Annotated in this window: 18 protein-coding genes; 4 read left to right on the top strand and 14 right to left on the bottom strand. The window is 62.7% G+C overall.

From position 1 onward, the window contains the following. Positions 1–9 precede the first annotated feature (9 nt). The 13 genes from EI290_RS19360 to EI290_RS22795 form a co-directional block, all read right to left on the bottom strand. Positions 10–1,368 (bottom strand): efflux RND transporter periplasmic adaptor subunit, encoded by a 1,359-nt coding sequence (locus EI290_RS19360; protein WP_125433317.1) that lies wholly within the window; start codon positions 1,366–1,368, stop codon positions 10–12. Next, on the bottom strand, positions 1,361–2,749 hold the full coding sequence (locus tag EI290_RS19355) for an efflux RND transporter periplasmic adaptor subunit (RefSeq protein ID WP_125433316.1): 1,389 nt from the start codon (positions 2,747–2,749) through the stop codon (positions 1,361–1,363). The genes EI290_RS19360 and EI290_RS19355 overlap by 8 nt, the downstream gene beginning before the upstream one ends. Beyond that, complete coding sequence (locus tag EI290_RS19350) at positions 2,727–4,028, bottom strand: TolC family protein (RefSeq protein ID WP_185817081.1); 1,302 nt, start codon at positions 4,026–4,028, stop codon at positions 2,727–2,729. The genes EI290_RS19355 and EI290_RS19350 overlap by 23 nt, the downstream gene beginning before the upstream one ends. 37 nt (positions 4,029–4,065) lie before the next feature. Then, on the bottom strand, positions 4,066–5,958 hold the full coding sequence (locus EI290_RS22905) for an efflux RND transporter permease subunit (RefSeq protein WP_125433314.1): 1,893 nt from the start codon (positions 5,956–5,958) through the stop codon (positions 4,066–4,068). Then, positions 5,951–7,321 (bottom strand): efflux RND transporter permease subunit, encoded by a 1,371-nt coding sequence (locus EI290_RS22900; RefSeq protein WP_125433313.1) that lies wholly within the window; start codon positions 7,319–7,321, stop codon positions 5,951–5,953. Before EI290_RS22900 ends, EI290_RS22905 begins: the two co-directional genes overlap by 8 nt. Positions 7,322–7,482: 161 nt before the next feature. Next, positions 7,483–7,875: a hypothetical protein gene (locus tag EI290_RS19335; protein WP_125433312.1), complete on the bottom strand. Its 393-nt coding sequence runs from the start codon at positions 7,873–7,875 to the stop codon at positions 7,483–7,485. Between the two features lie 124 nt (positions 7,876–7,999). Continuing rightward, a complete protein-coding gene (locus EI290_RS19330) occupies positions 8,000–8,215 on the bottom strand; it encodes a hypothetical protein (RefSeq protein WP_125433311.1) in 216 nt (71 codons plus the stop codon). Between the two features lie 36 nt (positions 8,216–8,251). Continuing rightward, complete coding sequence (locus EI290_RS19325; RefSeq protein ID WP_125433310.1) at positions 8,252–8,434, bottom strand: hypothetical protein; 183 nt, start codon at positions 8,432–8,434, stop codon at positions 8,252–8,254. Between the two features lie 165 nt (positions 8,435–8,599). Continuing rightward, positions 8,600–8,971, bottom strand: a complete 372-nt coding sequence (locus EI290_RS19320) for a DUF6799 domain-containing protein (protein WP_125433309.1) — start codon at positions 8,969–8,971, stop codon at positions 8,600–8,602. 59 nt (positions 8,972–9,030) lie between these two features. Continuing rightward, positions 9,031–9,621 (bottom strand): helix-turn-helix domain-containing protein, encoded by a 591-nt coding sequence (locus EI290_RS19315; protein WP_185817080.1) that lies wholly within the window; start codon positions 9,619–9,621, stop codon positions 9,031–9,033. Positions 9,622–9,724: 103 nt separating this feature from the next. Next, complete coding sequence (locus tag EI290_RS19310; protein ID WP_125433307.1) at positions 9,725–10,261, bottom strand: heavy metal-binding domain-containing protein; 537 nt, start codon at positions 10,259–10,261, stop codon at positions 9,725–9,727. A gap of 422 nt (positions 10,262–10,683) precedes the next feature. Beyond that, a complete protein-coding gene (locus EI290_RS19305; protein ID WP_125433306.1) occupies positions 10,684–11,079 on the bottom strand; it encodes an HYC_CC_PP family protein in 396 nt (131 codons plus the stop codon). A 181-nt stretch (positions 11,080–11,260) separates the two neighbouring features. Then, positions 11,261–11,533, bottom strand: a complete 273-nt coding sequence (locus EI290_RS22795) for a heavy metal-binding domain-containing protein (protein ID WP_125433305.1) — start codon at positions 11,531–11,533, stop codon at positions 11,261–11,263. 721 nt (positions 11,534–12,254) lie between these two features. On the opposite strand from EI290_RS22795, the gene EI290_RS19290 reads away from it, so the two are divergent. Continuing rightward, positions 12,255–12,872, top strand: a complete 618-nt coding sequence (locus EI290_RS19290; protein ID WP_125433304.1) for an AraC family transcriptional regulator — start codon at positions 12,255–12,257, stop codon at positions 12,870–12,872. Between the two features lie 135 nt (positions 12,873–13,007). Further along, positions 13,008–13,601 carry a hypothetical protein gene (locus tag EI290_RS19285; protein ID WP_125433303.1) on the top strand — a complete coding sequence of 198 codons (594 nt, stop codon included), beginning with the start codon at positions 13,008–13,010 and terminating at the stop codon, positions 13,599–13,601. A 104-nt stretch (positions 13,602–13,705) separates the two neighbouring features. Here the strand turns inward: EI290_RS19285 and EI290_RS19280 are convergent, their stop codons facing one another. Continuing rightward, positions 13,706–14,041: a four-helix bundle copper-binding protein gene (locus tag EI290_RS19280; protein WP_125433302.1), complete on the bottom strand. Its 336-nt coding sequence runs from the start codon at positions 14,039–14,041 to the stop codon at positions 13,706–13,708. 67 nt (positions 14,042–14,108) lie between these two features. Between EI290_RS19280 and EI290_RS19275 the strand changes: the two genes are divergently transcribed. Both EI290_RS19275 and EI290_RS19270 read left to right on the top strand, forming a co-directional pair. Further along, complete coding sequence (locus EI290_RS19275) at positions 14,109–14,495, top strand: hypothetical protein (protein WP_246009008.1); 387 nt, start codon at positions 14,109–14,111, stop codon at positions 14,493–14,495. 8 nt (positions 14,496–14,503) lie between these two features. Continuing rightward, complete coding sequence (locus EI290_RS19270; RefSeq protein WP_125433301.1) at positions 14,504–15,166, top strand: IS3 family transposase; 663 nt, start codon at positions 14,504–14,506, stop codon at positions 15,164–15,166. Positions 15,167–15,234 lie beyond the last annotated feature (68 nt).

The raw sequence follows: 15,234 nt of genomic DNA, 5'->3' as shown, positions 1-15,234 counted from the left end.
GGAGGATTACTACATCTTCATGTTGGGGTCCATGGCCGGGGCTTTCTTATCCGCTGCTGGCTTTTTTATGTCCATGCCCGGCATGTTGGGGTCCATGCCGCCCATCGGGTCGGCACCCTGATAGAGCGCGTATTCGCTTTCCAGCAGGTAGGCGCCACTCACGACCACCTTCACTCCGGCGTCCAGGCCGCTGGTGATGGCCACGGTCTGGTCGGTTTCGGGGCCGGTGGTGACTTTGAGGCGGCGAAAATTGTTCGCGTTCAGCTGCTGCCACACGTAGCTGCCCTGGCTGTCGCGCAGGACCGCGCCTTGGGGCAAGGCCAGGGCCGTGCTGCGGGGCCCGGCCAGGTTCACGTTGGCTTGCATGCCGGGCTGTAGCCGCCCGTCGGGATTGGACAGCTGCACCCGCAGCAGGGTCACCTTGCTGTTGGCCTGCAGTTCGGGACTCAAGAAAATCACCTTCCCGGTGTAGGAATTGGCAAAGCCCGCCACCTGCACCTGCACGGACTGCCCCACCCGGATACCGGCCACCTCCTCGGGGTAGAGTTGGGCTTCCACCCACAGCGACGAGAGGTTGGTGAGCGAAACGAGTAGGGTGCCTTCGCCCACGTACTGGCCTTCGGTTACCCCCACTTCCTGGACCAGGCCGGCCTGTGGGCTGTAGAAGGTGAGCGCCGGCGTGGGCCGGCCAGTAGCCGCCAGCGCGCGCAGCTGTCCGGCCGACATACCCAACAGGCGCAGCTTCTGACGCGCCGCCTCTACCAAGCGCCCGTACTGGTTCACGTTTTCCCCCACTGCCCGCTGCTGCGCTAGGCTGAGGAGGTACTCCTGCTGCAAGGCTTGCAGCTGCTCGCTGTAAATGGACACGAGCGGCGCCCCCCGGCGGATGGGCTCGCCCGTTTGCCGCACAAACAAGTGCTCGACGCGCCCGCTCACGCGGCTGCTGACCGTGCTGGTCTGCGTGGCGTCGGCGGCCAGGGCACCCGTGAGCACGGTGCGCGACTGTTCCGTACCCGTCCCCAGGGCTTCCACCCGGATGTTGGCCAGCTGAATCTGCTGGTTGGTGAGCATGACTTCGGGGGCCGGGGCCGGCCCGCCGGTACGCTGGCTAGCCGCCACCGCCGGCGCGGCGTGCTTGGTGGCTTTGACCAGGTCCATGCTGCAGATAGGACATTTACCAGGGCCGTCTTCGTGCACCTGCGGGTGCATGGGACAGGTGTAGTAGCTGCTGACCGCGGCGTTGTCTCCGGTTTTCGCACCGGGCTTGGCTTTCTGGCAGGCCGTCGCCACGAGGCCAAGCAGCCCCACGAGCATCAACAGCAAATACCGGCGACCCCGCGCCCGGCGCAGGGAAAGAAAATTAATCATGATAGTCGGTTTTTGACGTTTGGACGAAGCCTTCGCTGTCCACTAAGAATTGGGCATTGGCGGCCACCTGGTCCTGAGCCGTTACGCCCTGCAGCACCTGCACCCGGTCACCGCTGCGCAGGCCGGTTTGCACGACCACGGAGCGAAAGGCTCCGCCCGAGCGCACGAAGGCCACCTGCCGGTTGCCCAGGTCCACCACCGCGGTGCGGGGCAGCCACAGGCCCCCGGCCGGTGCTACCTGCACAGAGCCGGTCAGGAGAATGCCGCTCCGCAGGCGCCCGCCGGGGTTGGGCAGGTGCACCCGTATGGCCCCGGTGCTCTGCCCTTCGCGAAAGAAGGGCTCCACCAGGTCGATGCGCGCAGTAATGGGTTTGCCCGCGCTTCCTTCGGGAACCACGCGAATGGCTTGGCCTACGCGCAGCCCGGCCAGCTCGTCCGGCCGGGGCTCGAACACGCCCCACACCTGGTCGGTGTTCACCACCCGGAACAGGGATTGGCCTGCCGTGACGTAGCTGCCTTCCTTCAACTCCAGCGCCGAGGCGGGCACGGCAGCGTTCTGAGCGGGCGCGGCGGCCGAGGTTCCGCCTCCCATCTCACTGCCTCCCCCCATGCCGCCATCGGCGGGCGCGGGAGGTGGGGTCAGGGCTCTCATGCCGGCCGCAGCCAGGGCCGGCTGCTCCACTACGTAGCCGGTGTAAGGGCTGTAGATGGCCACCTGGTACTGCGGCTTGTGGGTACGGATGACCTGGCTGATTTGGCCGTTGGTCAACCCCAGCAGGCGCAGCTTCTGCCGGGCTCCCTGCAGCAGGGTGCGGTTTTCGGCGTCGTTGGTCAGGATGAACAGCAGCTCCTGTTGGGCCGTGACCAGCTCGGGGCTGTAGACCTCCAGCAGCTTCTGGCCCTTGGTCACGGGCTGGTAGTTGTAGCGGATGTAGAGCTTGTCCACCCGGCCGCCGAATCGGGCGGCGATGGATTCGTTGCGGCGCACGTCGTACTCGACCCGGCCCGGCAGGGTCAGCGACAGCTGCGGGGCGTTGGCTTCCGGCTGTACCGTGGCCTGATTGGCGACCACTGTGGCGTCGGGCGATTGCAGCAGGTTTTGCAGCGGCTCGCCCGCCGGAGCCTGCGCCGCCGTGTTGGCTTTGGGCTTCTTCACCAGGTCCATGCCGCAGATGGGGCACTTGCCGGGCTTGTCGCGGATAATCTGCGGGTGCATGGGGCAGGTGTACAGGTCCCCCGCAGTTTCCGCGGCTGGAGTGGTCGAGCCGGTAGTATCCGCCGTCTTTTCTGCCTTTTGGCAGGCGCCCACGAGTAGCAACAAGGGCAGGGCCACGAGCACGAGCCGGGCCCGCCAGGGGCTATTGTTCCAGCTCTTTTTCATATGCGATTTGCTGAGTGAGTTGTTGTTGGAGGCTGTCCAGGTATTCCAGCCGGGTCTTTTTTAGGGTGGTCCAGGCTTCGAGCACCTGAAACAGCTGCCCAGTATTCTGCTCGTAAGCCAGCAGCGTGGCCTGGTAGCTGCGGCGCAGGGCCGGCAGCAGGCTGCGGTTGTAGGCCTGCAGCTGCTCGCGGCGCAGGTCCAGGTCCCGGCGCAGGCCTGCCAGGCGGCCAGCGGCTTCGTTGAGCACTTCTTCCCGCTGCTTGGTCAGCGCCTGGCTTTCCAGGCTCAGGGCGGCCACGTTGGCTTTGTATTCGCGCGAGGCCCAGGGCACCAGCGGCAGGCCGATGGAACCCATCAGGGTGAACTGCGCGGCACCCGTACCCAGAAACGGCATGTGGTCGAACTGCACCCCAAAGTCGGGCAGGCGCCGGCTCTGTTCCAGGCGCTGGCTCAGCCGCACCGACGTCAGCGAGCGGTCCAGGCTGCGCACGTCGCTGCGCCGGGTAGCGAGCGACGCCGTGTCCACCACGGCCAAGGCCTGAAAGGGTGCCGACAGCACCGCGGTGTCCACCTGAAAGGCTTCGTTGCGGGGCCGGTTCATCAGGGTGTTGAGGGCAATGGTGTTCTGGTCGGCCTGCGCCACGGCTTGCCGGTGCTCGTTCAGGTGCATCTCCAGCCGGGCCTTGGCGTCATAGATGCTTGGCAGGGTACTCTGATTGTAGGGGTAGCGCGCTTCCGAAAGCTTGATGAGAAAGCGCAGCAGCTCCTCGTTTTCGTCCAACACCCGCAGCTTTTTGGTGAGGATGGCCTGCTCGTAATACAGGGTTTTGGCTTGGGCGCGCAGCTGCACTACTCTCACCTGGCGGTCGGCCAGCACGATGACCCCCTGACTGCTCAGGTACTGGCGCTTGGCCCGCTGCTTGGCGGGGTTGGGAATGGCCTGCTGCACCGACACGATGGCTTGACCCTGCGCGCGGGCACCGGGGCCCACCAGCTCTTTGGCCTTGCCCTGGTTATAGGGCGTCATCCACAGGCCGGCGGCCACGCGGGGCGCTTCCCAGCTGTTGTAGCCGGCCACGGCGGCCTCTTTGGCCTGCGCGCGGTAGGTGTACTGCGGCAAGGCCGGGTTGCGGCGCTCCACGATTTGCAGCACCGAGTCCAGCGGCAGCAGGGGTGCCTTGCTGCCCCGCGGAGCCATGGACATGGATTGGGCCCGGGCCGCGAAGGAACCAGCGGAGAGCGTTGCCAGCAGCTGCAGGAAGACAAGCCAGCTTTTCATGGGCCGGGGGGAGCGGGGCGCTGGCCCCGTCCGACGATTAGTGTTTGACGGCGAGGACATCGATTTTTCCAAATTTGCGCAGCTCGTACTCCTTGGTGTACAAGAAGATGAGCGGCGTGACGAGTAGGATGTGAGTGGCCGAGGTAAATACCCCGCCAATCATGGGCAGCACGATGGGCAGCATCACGTCCGAGCCCGTGCCCGTGGCCCAGAGCACCGGCACCAGGCCGAAGAGTGACACCGACACGGTCATCAGCTTGGGGCGCAAGCGCTTGGCCGCGCCGTGAAACACGGCCTCCTGCAAATCCTCGCGGGTAATGGTCTCGGCCGAGTTGCCCTTTTCGGCCACCAGCTTCTGCATGGCGTCGTTGAGGTAGATGACCATGATGACACCCGTTTCCACGGCCAGCCCAAACAGGGCGATGAAGCCCACGGCCACCGCTACGGAGAGGTTCACGCCGTAGAAGTAAATCATGTAGGCCCCGCCAATCAGCGCAAACGGAATGGTGATGAGGCTCATAAACGCTTCCCGGATGGAGTGGAAGGCGAAGTAGAGGGCGCCGAAAATGACGAGGAGCACCAAGGGCAGGATGAGCTTGAGCGTACGCTGTGAGCTAATCAGGTTCTCGTACTGGCCGCTCCACTCCAGGTAGTAGCCCTGCGGGAGCTTCTTTTCCAGGCTCTGCAGCTTCTGCATGGCCGCGTCCACGGTGCTACCCAAATCGCGGCCCCGCACGTTGAAAAGGACGGCCCCGCGCAGCTGCGCGTTTTCCGAGTTTATCATCGGCGGGCCTTCGGTGTAGCGGATGGTGGTGACGGCCGAGAGCGGCACCGGGCCGTAGCTGGCCGTTTGAATGGGGATGCGCTTGAGGTCGGCCAGGCTGTTGCGGTAGTCCTGCGCTAAGCGCACGTTGATGGCAAAGCGGCGCCGGCCTTCCACGGTGTTGGCCACGGGCGCGCCGCCAATGGCCGATTCCACCACCTGGTTGATTTGGTCGACCGTCAGGCCGTAGCGGGCCAGTTCGGGGCGGTTCACGTCAATCTCCAGGTACTTGCCGCCCGTCACGGGCTCCACGTAGAGGTCGGCCACGCCGGGCACGCCTTTGAGGGCCGCGTTCACCTGGTTGCCGATGTCGTTGATGACGTTCAGGTTCTGCCCGTACACCTTTACGCCCACGTCGGTGCGGATGCCCGTCGAGAGCATGTTGATGCGGTTGATGATGGGCTGCGTCCAGCCATTGACCACGCCGGGAATCTGCAGCTTGCCGTTCATCTCCTCAATCAGCTTGGCCTTGGTCATGCCGTCGCGCCACTGGTCGCGGGGCTTGAGCAGGATGATGGTCTCAATCATGTTAATGGGCGAGTTGTCGGTGGCCGTGCTGGCCCGCCCGGCCTTGCCCAGCACGCTGAGCACCTCGGGCACCTGCTTGATGATTTTGTCCTGCACCTGCAGGATGCGCTTCATCTCCGTGTTCGACACGTCGGGCCGGGCCACCGGCATAAACAGGATGGAGCCCTCGTTGAGCGGGGGCATGAACTCAGTGCCCAGACTCATGACCAGCGGGATGCTGATGAGCAGCAAGCCCAGGTTGATGGCGATGGTGGTTTTGCGCCAGCGCATCACCCAGTGCAGCATGGGCGAGTACACCCGCTCCAGAAACCGATTCAGCGGGTTTTGCTCCTCGGTTTTGAACTTGCCCTTCATGAAGAAGGATATCAGCACGGGGGCCAGCGTAACGGCCAGGATGGCGTCAATAATGAGGATGAAGCTCTTGGTGTAGGCCAGCGGGTGGAAGAGCTTGCCTTCCTGACCGGTGAGCAGAAACACCGGAAAGAAGGAAGTAACGATGATGATGGTCGAGAAGAAGATACCCCGCGACACCTGCTTGCTGGAGGACTCGATGATTTCGAGCCGTTTCGTATTATTCATGGTAGGCGGGAGTTAGGGTAGTGGTGGGAGTGCTGCCCGATGCGCCCGTGGTGCCCGCGGGCGGGGGCGAACCAGCGCCCGGAGGGCCGCCCGCTTCTTCCTCGGCCTGGTGCAGGGCCAGGTTGCGGTAGGCGTTTTCGGTCATCACGATGCCGTTGTCGACGATGACGCCGATGGCCAGGGCAATGCCCGTGAGCGACATGATGTTGGAAGAGATGCCGAAGGCGTTGAGCAGAATGAAGCTCGTGGCGATGGTGATAGGAATCTGCAGCAGGATGCTCAGCGCGCTGCGCCAGTGAAACAGGAACAGCAGCACCACGAGGGACACGGTAATCATCTCCTCAATCAGCGTGTGCTTGATGGAGCCCACGGCGTCCTCAATCAGGCCGCTGCGGTCGTAGACCAGCTGAAACGACACGCCCTTGGGCAAGCCGGTGCGAATTTGCTCCATCTTGGCCTTCACCCGCTTAATCATGGCGTCGGCATTCTCGCCGTAGCGCATCACCACGATGCCGCCCACAGCCTCGCCCTCGCCGTTCAGGTCCATGATGCCCAGGCGGCTTTCGCCCGTCATCTGCACCGTGCCGATGTCCTTGATGCGGATGGGTACCGAGCCTTTCGACAGCAGCGGCACGTTCTCCAACGTGGCCATGTCCTTGATGTAACCCGACGTTTTGATGATGTAGCCGATGCCCGTCTGCTCGAACTTGCGCCCGCCGGCCTCGTTGTTGTTGCTGCGCACGGCGGCGAGCACCTGCGGCAGCGTGATGCCGTAGTAGGTCATCTTGGTGGGGTCCACCGTCACCTGGTACTCTTTCTGGAAGCCGCCAAAGCTGGCCACCTCGCTCACGCCAGGCACGTTTTGCAGCCCGAACTTCACATACCAGTCCTGCAGGGCGCGCTGCTCGCCCAGGTCCAGACCGGGCGCTTTTAAGGTGTACCAGAGCACGTGGCCCACGCCGGTGCCGTCGGGGCCCAGCGTGGGGGTGACGCCGGTGGGCAGCAGGCGCTGCGCGTAGTTGAGGCGCTCCAGCACCCGCTCCCGGGCCCAGTAGATGTCGGCGTCGTCCTCAAAAATCATGAACACGAAGCTCATGCCGAACATAGAGGCGCCGCGCACGGACTTGACCTTGGGCAGGCCCTGCATGTTGGTCACCAGCGGATACGTGACCTGGTCCTCCATGATTTGGGGGCTTCGGCCCATCCACTCGGTGAACACGATGACCTGGTTTTCGGACAGGTCGGGGATGGCGTCGACTTTGCTCGACCGCACCGAGTAGGCGCCCCAGGCAAACAAGCCGAAGGCCACCATCAGCACCAGGTAGCGGTTGCGAAGGGAAAAGGAAATGAGTTGCTCAATCATAGGTGATTAGCACTTGAATTAGCAGGAAGTGAAAAGGAAAGGGGAACCGCGGTTCCCGGGCGGTCGGCGTTGCTTGTGCATACGCAGGGCCGGCCTTAAAGGCGCCCAAATGGGGCCGCCCGGCCTTAGGGGTCGGGGACGGGGCGCCTCTCACCTTGCCTTTACAGGCGGAACGCGTGGCCGCGCACATAGGCGGGCCAGGGCGGCGAAGCCGCCGCCCGCACCTCGACCGGCGGGCGCTTCCGCTCCGGCTCCGTGGGCCAGGGCTTCGGCCGCGCGGCGGCAGCCCAAGCCAGGGGGGCCGGCACCAGCGCGGGCACGAGCGCGGCCAGCGAAGCCGCGGCCAGCAGGGTGGCGTCGTCGGCCGGGCTGCTTACGTGCTTGTCGTGGCAGCTGCCGCAGGGCGCCCGCTGGGGCGGGCAGCAGGTCTTGGGGGATTCCGCCAACACGGAAACGCCCGTTAGCACGCGGCCACAGAAGTGCATGCTGTACCCCAGCCCGGGGCTGGAGAGCAGGTACACAAGCAGCAGCAAAAAGCTAAGGGGGCGTCTCACGAAATGGGTTGGGTCTGCTTGGTGCAAGACCGTCAGAACTTTAGATAACAAAGGTACCGGGCGCTACACCCGGCTTTCTCACACAATTCAGCCGCGGGCTTGTAAGATTTGCGGGCCCGGGCAGCTACGCGCCCGCCACCAGGGGCGGCCCGGGCCGGTCCAGCAGCCAGTGCTCGGCTTGGGCCCGGGACAGGGGTTCCGGCTTGGTTAGCAACGCCAGGCGCGGCAGCAAGAGCTGCCAGCCCCGCGCGGCATCGGCCGGCTGCGGGCACTGGCTGAGCGCCCGGAGCAGGAAAGCGTCGAACTCGTGGTCAGGGGTTGAGTCAGCGGAAAACAGCATAGCAGACGGGTCGTAAGGAGCTCGAAAGTGAAACCGCTACATGCCGCTCTTCATCGGGCAACTGCTGGAGGTGTAGGCGGTGGCCGCCGCAGTAGCCGTTTGTCCCTCGCTGGTAGTAAGCGTCCGGGTCGGACGCGGGTCTTCGCTTTTGCAATGGCCGCAGGAGGCGAGAAGCAGCCCGGCGAAGAGCACAGGGAAAATGAAAGCAAGCTTTTTCATGACGGATGAGGCAAATGGTTTAGGAAAAACAGAGGTGAGATGATTGGTTCTGAGCATCAAGACGCCCGGGCTGAAGCAAGCCAATCGGTTAGGGGAAGCCAGGTGCACAGGCCGCTGCTTTGCCAGGGGCAAGCAGTTGCGGCCGGCACACGGCCAGCGGGGAGCTTACATTTTCATGTTGCCCATGCTGCCCGACTTCATTTTGCTGCCTTTTTTCATCTCGCCCATGGTGGTCATCTTGCCATCCATCATCATGCACTGACCTTCCTTCATGGTCATCTTGCTGCCGTCCTTTTTCATGCAGGTGCCGTCCGTCATGCACATCGAGCCGTCGCTCATGGTCATGTTTTCGGTCATGGGCATCATTTTGCCGCCCTTCATCACCATCATCTTGCCGTCCTTCATCATGCAACAGTCCTTAGACATCTTGCCCATGGACTTGGCAGACTTCGCTTTGGGCGCGGTTTGAGCGGTGGCGGCAGTGGTGGAGAGCCCGGTGACGAGCAGCACGGCGAGGAGATATGCGAAATTTTTCATGGTTGGAAATTGAAAAGGGTAAAAGAGAATGAGTTAAGGGAAACAGTTTCCCACTCTGGTTACTCGTTGGGCAACTGGTGGGGTTCGTACAATTCCGGCGGTAAGCCTGTAAGATTCGGAGCCGGGGAAGCGGATAGCTGCCGGCGGTAGTCGGTTGGGGAGATGCCCTTGACGAGCCGGAATTGCCGGGATAAGTGTCCCAGGCTGCTGTAGCCCAGCGACAGCGCAATGCGCCCTACTCCGAGGGTCGAGTTGCGCAACAGCCTTTCGGCCGCGGCAATGCGCTGGCCGATGATGTAGCGCTCCAGACTCTGTCCCTCCGTCGTGGAAAAGGCATTGCTCAGATAGGAAAACTTGCGGCCCAGGCGCTGGCTGAGCAGGGGCGCACTCCGGCCGCAGCGCAACTCCTGCGGGCTGGTGGCCAGCACCTCAGCCACGGTCTGCTTGATGGCCTGCACCAGCCGCTGCTGCGGCAGCTGCCGTTCCAGCAGCTCGAACCCTTCGGCCTCCAAAGCCGTCCGCAGGGCCATCCAGTTGATGGCCGGCCCCGTTTCGATGACTTCCACCTCCCCAAGCTCCACGCGCCGGGGCGTCAGCCCCAGCCTGAGCAGGAGTTCGCGCATCAGCAGCAGGCCACGAGGGCATACCATGTGCTTGACGTAAAAGACGGTGGAACCAGTTTCCGCCATGGGAAAGCCAGATTAGAGTAAAGAGAGCGGCAGCCCCGGCCCGGTTGGGCCCGGCTGCCGGGGCTTAGCTGCGCTTTTTCAGGGCCATGTGGCACTTGGGGCAGGAGCCCGGAGCAGCACTGGTTTCCGAAGGGTGCATGGGGCAGGCATAGGCAGCGGGAGCGGCCGGAGCCGGGCTGAGGGCGAGCGACTCGAAGCGCGCCGCGAAGGGCTGGCCGTTGCGGCTTAACTGCACCGTTACCCCGGCCGGGGCACCGCCCGTGGGCAGCTGCGCCTGCAGCCGGTCGTTGCCGGCCGGCGTCAGTGTCAGAGAGGCCGGGCCGCCCTGCTGCTCCACGAGCACCGCGCCGCTCACCTGCTTCGTAGGCAGGGGCTGCATTTTATTGTCATACAGGTACAGGGTCAGCAGTCGGTTTTGCTGCACGGCCTCCACGTGATAGGCGCCGGCAGAGTGCACCACGCCCCCGTGGGGCGAGGGGTGGGCATGGGTTTCCCCGGCGGCCTGATACTTGGGGGCCGGAGAGTTACCTTGAAGGACCTGAGCGTTGGAAAAGAGTGGGAAGCCGGCGAGGAGGGCCAGCAGGGCAAGGGTCTTATTCATAATGGGAGATGGAGAGGAGGGCATACCCCAGGGTCATGCCCAGGGCTTTGCCCGATTGCCCGGGAGGGCGGAAAATAAGTTCAGGTAAGGGAGCCTGTCGCGCCGCATTCCTGGTAGCCTCAGGCCGGCTCGCTCCAGTTGGAGAGGCCAGAGCGGAGGCAGTAGCCAGGCGCATGCGGCCACCCCGGCAGGGGATGGCTTGAAAAACACGAACAGGAATTGGGGGAGCCACCAACGGTGGCAGTGCTTGAGCCGGCCCCGGCCAAGCAGATGCCCTGAAAGGGACAAAGACCGACCGGAGGCGTTGGGGCCATTTATTCGGACGTCTTAAAAGGCGTCCAGGTACGCGCATACGCATACCTAGCCCATTGCTGAAAGCCCCGGAGCCTGTGCAGCGCCGGGGTCGGAATGGGGACTTTACCCTAAATTAAAAAGGCATGCCCGCGCACGTAGGCGGGGCATTCGGGCGGGGGTGCCGCGTGCGCGGCGAGCTTCGATTCCGGCTCGTCGAGCGGGAAAGCGGCGGTGCTCAAATGCCATACCAGCGGCAGCAGGGCGGGCGTGGCCACCGTAGCGGGCGCGGCCACCAGCACTTGCGTGGTGGTAAGCTTTACATCCTTAACCGAGCTGGTTAGCAGCTGGTCGTGGCAGCACCCGCAGCCGGGGCTGCGCATGGTCTCGCAGCAGCAGTTGCGCTTGCCGCCGGCCTGCAGGGAAACCGCCGTTAGACTCTGGCCGCAGAAATGCATGCTGTACACCAGCCCGGGGCTGGAGAGCAGGTACGCAAAGAGCAGAAAGAAACTGACGAGTCGTTTCACACCAGAGGCCCAGGGGCCGGACAATTAGACGCACAAAAATACGAGAACCAGGCGGGTAAGGTGTGATAAAATTCCCACGCCAACCTTGTAAGATTAGGCGGTGGTCCCAGCCCCCAGCCTGCCGCCCGGGAACCCGGACACCAGCTTCATGCCAGCATCCGGGCTCAACGAGAATGAGCAGCTAACTTTTTTTAACCAGCGTCATGCCGCACTTGGGGCACTTGCCCGGCTGGTCGGATACCACCTCCGGGTGCATCGGGCAGGTGTACTGGCCGACTTTTGCTTCGGTAGCCGACCCCGCCGCTGAAGCAGCCGTTGTGTCTGAATTGGCAGCAGGAGCGGTGGTGGTCGTGGTAGCGTCCGTCGTGCCGCCTTTGTTGGCGTTGTCGGAGCAGCCAGAAGCCAGAATTGATACGCTAGCCAGGACTGCTGCGAAAGAAAGAATGCTTTTCATAGGGGAAACACTAAGCGGTGAATGCCGGCACTACGTCCGCCCGTTGGCCGGCTGGTTGAAGAATGCCCGGGCGCGAAGGCCAGGACTGTACGCCCTCCCCAACGCGGTTACCAGCCTGGATGTTGAATGGTGAGGCGACCAAACAACCGGCTTGAAACCAGAGGTATATTGTTTTTTTTCTCCTTTTTGTTTGCCAATAGCCTGTTTTAACGCTGGTTAAGTCTATTGCGGGCATGTCAACTTCGCCGCTCCCATAGCTACTGCCGCCTAAATCTTACAAGCGGGCCGTGGGAATTATGCACGCTTTGTCGGGCACCGACCCGGAGCTCGCTAACTCGCTGCGCCTGCACGGCTTCACGGCGGGCCCACGCTAGGCCGACCCTTTTTTTGAACTCTGCTCATGGATAGTATTCAAATCGTGGTTACCATTGTCGTCGCGAGCCTGATTGGCCTGGTCGTCTGGTGTTTTTCTTTACGCCCCGCCGGGTGGCTAGCGCGGTTTCTTCCAGCACTGTCGTGCAGCTGGTGGACATCACCGTGAAGGTCGGGCAGCAGCTGCTCGGAAGAGCTGCTGCCCGACCTTCAGATTCGGCGCGACTTGCTGGCTTTCCGCACGACGGCCATGGAGCTGCAGGCCCAGCAGGCCGGCCAGTTTAAGTTTACCTGCGGCATGCACGTGTTGCGCGCTCGCCTCGTTATTAAGTAATCATTTCTTTATGCCATGACCCTCTCCGCCGGCCTCCCTCCTTCTGCTCCCGACACGTCCCGCCTCTTCATTGGCAACATGGTGTGCCCGCAGTGTAGCCGCGTGGTACAGCGCCGGCTGGAAGAGCTTGGCCTGCAGGTGCAGCTGGTGACCCTTGGCACGGCCGATGTCCTCACGCCGCCGGGTGGGGAACTGCCGCTGGCAGCGGTGCGCGCGGCGCTGGAGGAGGCGGGCTTTGCTTTGGTGGAGGACCCGGCCCGCCAGCTGGTGGAGCAAACCAAGACCCTGGTGCTGGAACTGGTGCGCTACACGGCCCCTACAGAGCTGACCCATAACTTTTCCTACTACCTCAGCCAGCGCCTGCAGCGGGACTATCACTACCTGTCGCAGCTGTTTTCTGCTCACGAAGGGCTCACGCTGGAGAAGTACATCATCCGCCAGAAAGTAGAGTGCGCCAAAGAACTGCTCAGCTACCAGGACGCCACGGTGGCCGCCGTGGCTCAGCAGTTGGGTTACAGCAGCGCCGCCTACCTGACCAACCAGTTCAAGCAGGTGACGGGCCTGTCCCCCACAGAATTTCAGCGCTTAGGTCCGGGCAGCGCCGGCCGCCGCAGCCTCGATGACTTGATTTAAGTCCCGGAATCTTGTAAGCCCGGCAGGGAAATTAGGCAAAACACTGGCCCCGCAGATAAGTACATGCTGGCGGAATCAGGCCCGGCGCAGTGTTGGCGCAGTGCTCACACACCTTGCTAGGACTTACGCTACCTCATGAAAACCTTTTTAATCATCCTGCTCGGGTGCCTGCTGCAGGTTGGCGCTGCCCACGCGCAAACCTCACAGGGCAACAGCGGCCTCTACCGAACGGCCGCAGACTTCCGCCAGCGTCGCCTCACCTTGCCTGGAAATTGCAAAACCGATGGTCACCGGCTGCGCCTGCACGAGTTTCTTTCCCGTCCTTACCTTACGGTGGTGCACCACGGGCAGGAGTACCGGGTGGCCAAAGACACCCTGTTCGGCTTTCGGGACTGCGACGGCCGCGAGTTTCGCTTCACCGCGGGTAAGCAGTACTACCCCATCCTGAACCCGCAGGAGGAAATCCTGCTCTACAAGGTTGAGCAAGCGGCCGTGGGCAAAAATCCCGGCTACGTGCGCCGCTATTTCAGCGCCTCCGCCGAAGCGCCCGTTCTGCCGCTCACCCTGCAGAACGTAAAAAATGCCTTCCCCGGCAACCGAAAGTTTCAGGAGCTGCTCGACGCGCAGTGCAAGCAGGAATCCGACATGACGGCTTTTGATGCCAGCCACGGCATGACCATGGTGAACTGGTTGCTCAAGCGCAGCCGCGAGCCCGGCACCGGCCGCTAGCTAGGGGTGTCCGGTTTGAGCCGGAAACATAAATGCCGTCAGTAGGGCCGCCGACCCAAGGGGAGGCTCCTGCTGACGGCAGTTGTGTTCAGGCGGCGGGTAAATTAGCCCTGGAGGCCGGCGCGGCAAGCTTCTTCGCAGCGGCGGCAGGCATCGGCACACTCCTGACAGTGCTGCGAATGGGCCCCGTGCTTGGCGCATTCGTCGCCGCAGGCCTTGCAGATTTCGGCGCACTCGCGCAGCAGGTGCTGGGCGTGCTCGGAGCCGCGGGCCAGCAGGCGGGCGGTCAGGGCACAGATGTCGGCGCAGTCTCGGTCTAAGCTGATACAGCGGGCCATCATTTTTACATCGTCTTCTTGTAGGCAAGCGGAGGCGCAATGCTCGCAGGAGGCGATGCAGGCGTTGAGGGCGTCGAGGAGGCTTTGGTTTTGAGCGTGCATGGGGTTTGGATTAATGGTTAAAGGTTTTGTCTCGTCCTAAAATAGGTTGACCATTACTCTCAGTCAGATGGAACACTTGTTTTTGTTTCGCAAGCAGGCGCATGAGCTGAAAATGCGCCAGATGGTCGAGGAAATCACCTGCGGCCGCCACACGATTGAGTCAGCGATGAGCAAGTACCAAGTGTTCACCCGCTCGACCGTGACCAAGTGGCTGGAACGTGTCCGCCAGGAAGAGCAGGCCCGTATCCACGCCATGGAAGACAACCGAAAAAAGCCACCCACCACGCTCGTCGAGCACGTCGTGCAGCATGCCGATGCGCTCACCGGGCAGGTTAAGCAATTACAGAAGCAGCTCGAGCAAGCCGAGTTGCAGGTACTCTATTATAAAAACGTGATCCGGGTGGCCGAGCAGGAGCTGGGCCTGAGCATCGAAAAAAAGTCCGTTACCAAGTAGTCCAACTCTTGCGAGTAAGCTGTCCGCACTTTTGCCTGCGGCGGATCAGTGGCGTACTTGGGTTTAGCCGGCAGGCGTATTACCAGCACCACACGCGGCAGTGGAGCAGCGAAGAGCGCGAGCACTATGTGTTGGAGCAGGTCGCGCAGCTGCGCCAGGAGCACGGCCGTATGGGGGGCCGTAAGCTCTACCATCTGCTGGAGCAGAACTTACGCCAGCAAGGGATTAAAATGGGCCGGGATGCGCTGTTCTCGCTGCTGGCAGCGCATAACTTGCTGATTAGAAAGCGCCGCCGTAAGGCGTTGACAACCTTTTCCCGCCATCGCTTCCGCAAGTACCCAAACCTGATCCGGGAGCTGACCCCGCTGCGGCCTAATCAAGTCTGGGTAGCCGATATCACCTATTGGTTCACCCAGGCCGGCTGCCTGTACATCTCGCTGCTGACCGATGCCTATTCGCGCCGCATCATGGGCTTTGCTGTGGCCGAGACGCTGGCCACGGTACATGCGTGTCGCGCCTTGCAGATGGCCCTACGGCAGATCAGCAAACGGGTAGGACGGAATTTGATTCACCACAGTGACCGCGGCATCCAGTACTGTAGTCAGGAATACCTCAGGGCTTACGCATCAAAATCAAGACGCTGTAGTGAGGGCTGCCCTTTGTCTCGTTAGACATCGTTAAGTTCTTCATGCTCAATCAACTTCTTGCTTCCTTTGCCACGCTTCCAGACCCGCGTTGC

The organism is Hymenobacter metallilatus, assembly GCF_003944705.1.
Classification (GTDB): Bacteria; Bacteroidota; Bacteroidia; order Cytophagales; family Hymenobacteraceae; genus Hymenobacter; species Hymenobacter metallilatus.
Note: the sequence above shows the minus strand (reverse complement) of the source record. Positions and strands in the feature narration are given on the sequence as shown.

Bases quoted from the DNA above. Each gene is read 5' to 3' on its own strand.
- EI290_RS19350 (WP_185817081.1), bottom strand. From the start codon at position 4,028: ATGAAAAGCTGGCTTGTCTTCCTGCAGCTGCTGGCAACGCTCTCCGCT.
- EI290_RS22900 (WP_125433313.1), bottom strand. From the start codon at position 7,321: ATGATTGAGCAACTCATTTCCTTTTCCCTTCGCAACCGCTACCTGGTG.
- EI290_RS22905 (WP_125433314.1), bottom strand. From the start codon at position 5,958: ATGAATAATACGAAACGGCTCGAAATCATCGAGTCCTCCAGCAAGCAG.
- EI290_RS19290 (WP_125433304.1), top strand. From the start codon at position 12,255: ATGACCCTCTCCGCCGGCCTCCCTCCTTCTGCTCCCGACACGTCCCGC.
- EI290_RS22795 (WP_125433305.1), bottom strand. From the start codon at position 11,533: ATGAAAAGCATTCTTTCTTTCGCAGCAGTCCTGGCTAGCGTATCAATT.
- EI290_RS19315 (WP_185817080.1), bottom strand. From the start codon at position 9,621: ATGGTATGCCCTCGTGGCCTGCTGCTGATGCGCGAACTCCTGCTCAGG.
- EI290_RS19275 (WP_246009008.1), top strand. From the start codon at position 14,109: ATGGAACACTTGTTTTTGTTTCGCAAGCAGGCGCATGAGCTGAAAATG.
- EI290_RS19330 (WP_125433311.1), bottom strand. From the start codon at position 8,215: ATGCTGTTTTCCGCTGACTCAACCCCTGACCACGAGTTCGACGCTTTC.
- EI290_RS19355 (WP_125433316.1), bottom strand. From the start codon at position 2,749: ATGAAAAAGAGCTGGAACAATAGCCCCTGGCGGGCCCGGCTCGTGCTC.
- EI290_RS19280 (WP_125433302.1), bottom strand. From the start codon at position 14,041: ATGCACGCTCAAAACCAAAGCCTCCTCGACGCCCTCAACGCCTGCATC.
- EI290_RS19310 (WP_125433307.1), bottom strand. From the start codon at position 10,261: ATGAATAAGACCCTTGCCCTGCTGGCCCTCCTCGCCGGCTTCCCACTC.
- EI290_RS19325 (WP_125433310.1), bottom strand. From the start codon at position 8,434: ATGAAAAAGCTTGCTTTCATTTTCCCTGTGCTCTTCGCCGGGCTGCTT.
- EI290_RS19320 (WP_125433309.1), bottom strand. From the start codon at position 8,971: ATGAAAAATTTCGCATATCTCCTCGCCGTGCTGCTCGTCACCGGGCTC.
- EI290_RS19285 (WP_125433303.1), top strand. From the start codon at position 13,008: ATGAAAACCTTTTTAATCATCCTGCTCGGGTGCCTGCTGCAGGTTGGC.
- EI290_RS19360 (WP_125433317.1), bottom strand. From the start codon at position 1,368: ATGATTAATTTTCTTTCCCTGCGCCGGGCGCGGGGTCGCCGGTATTTG.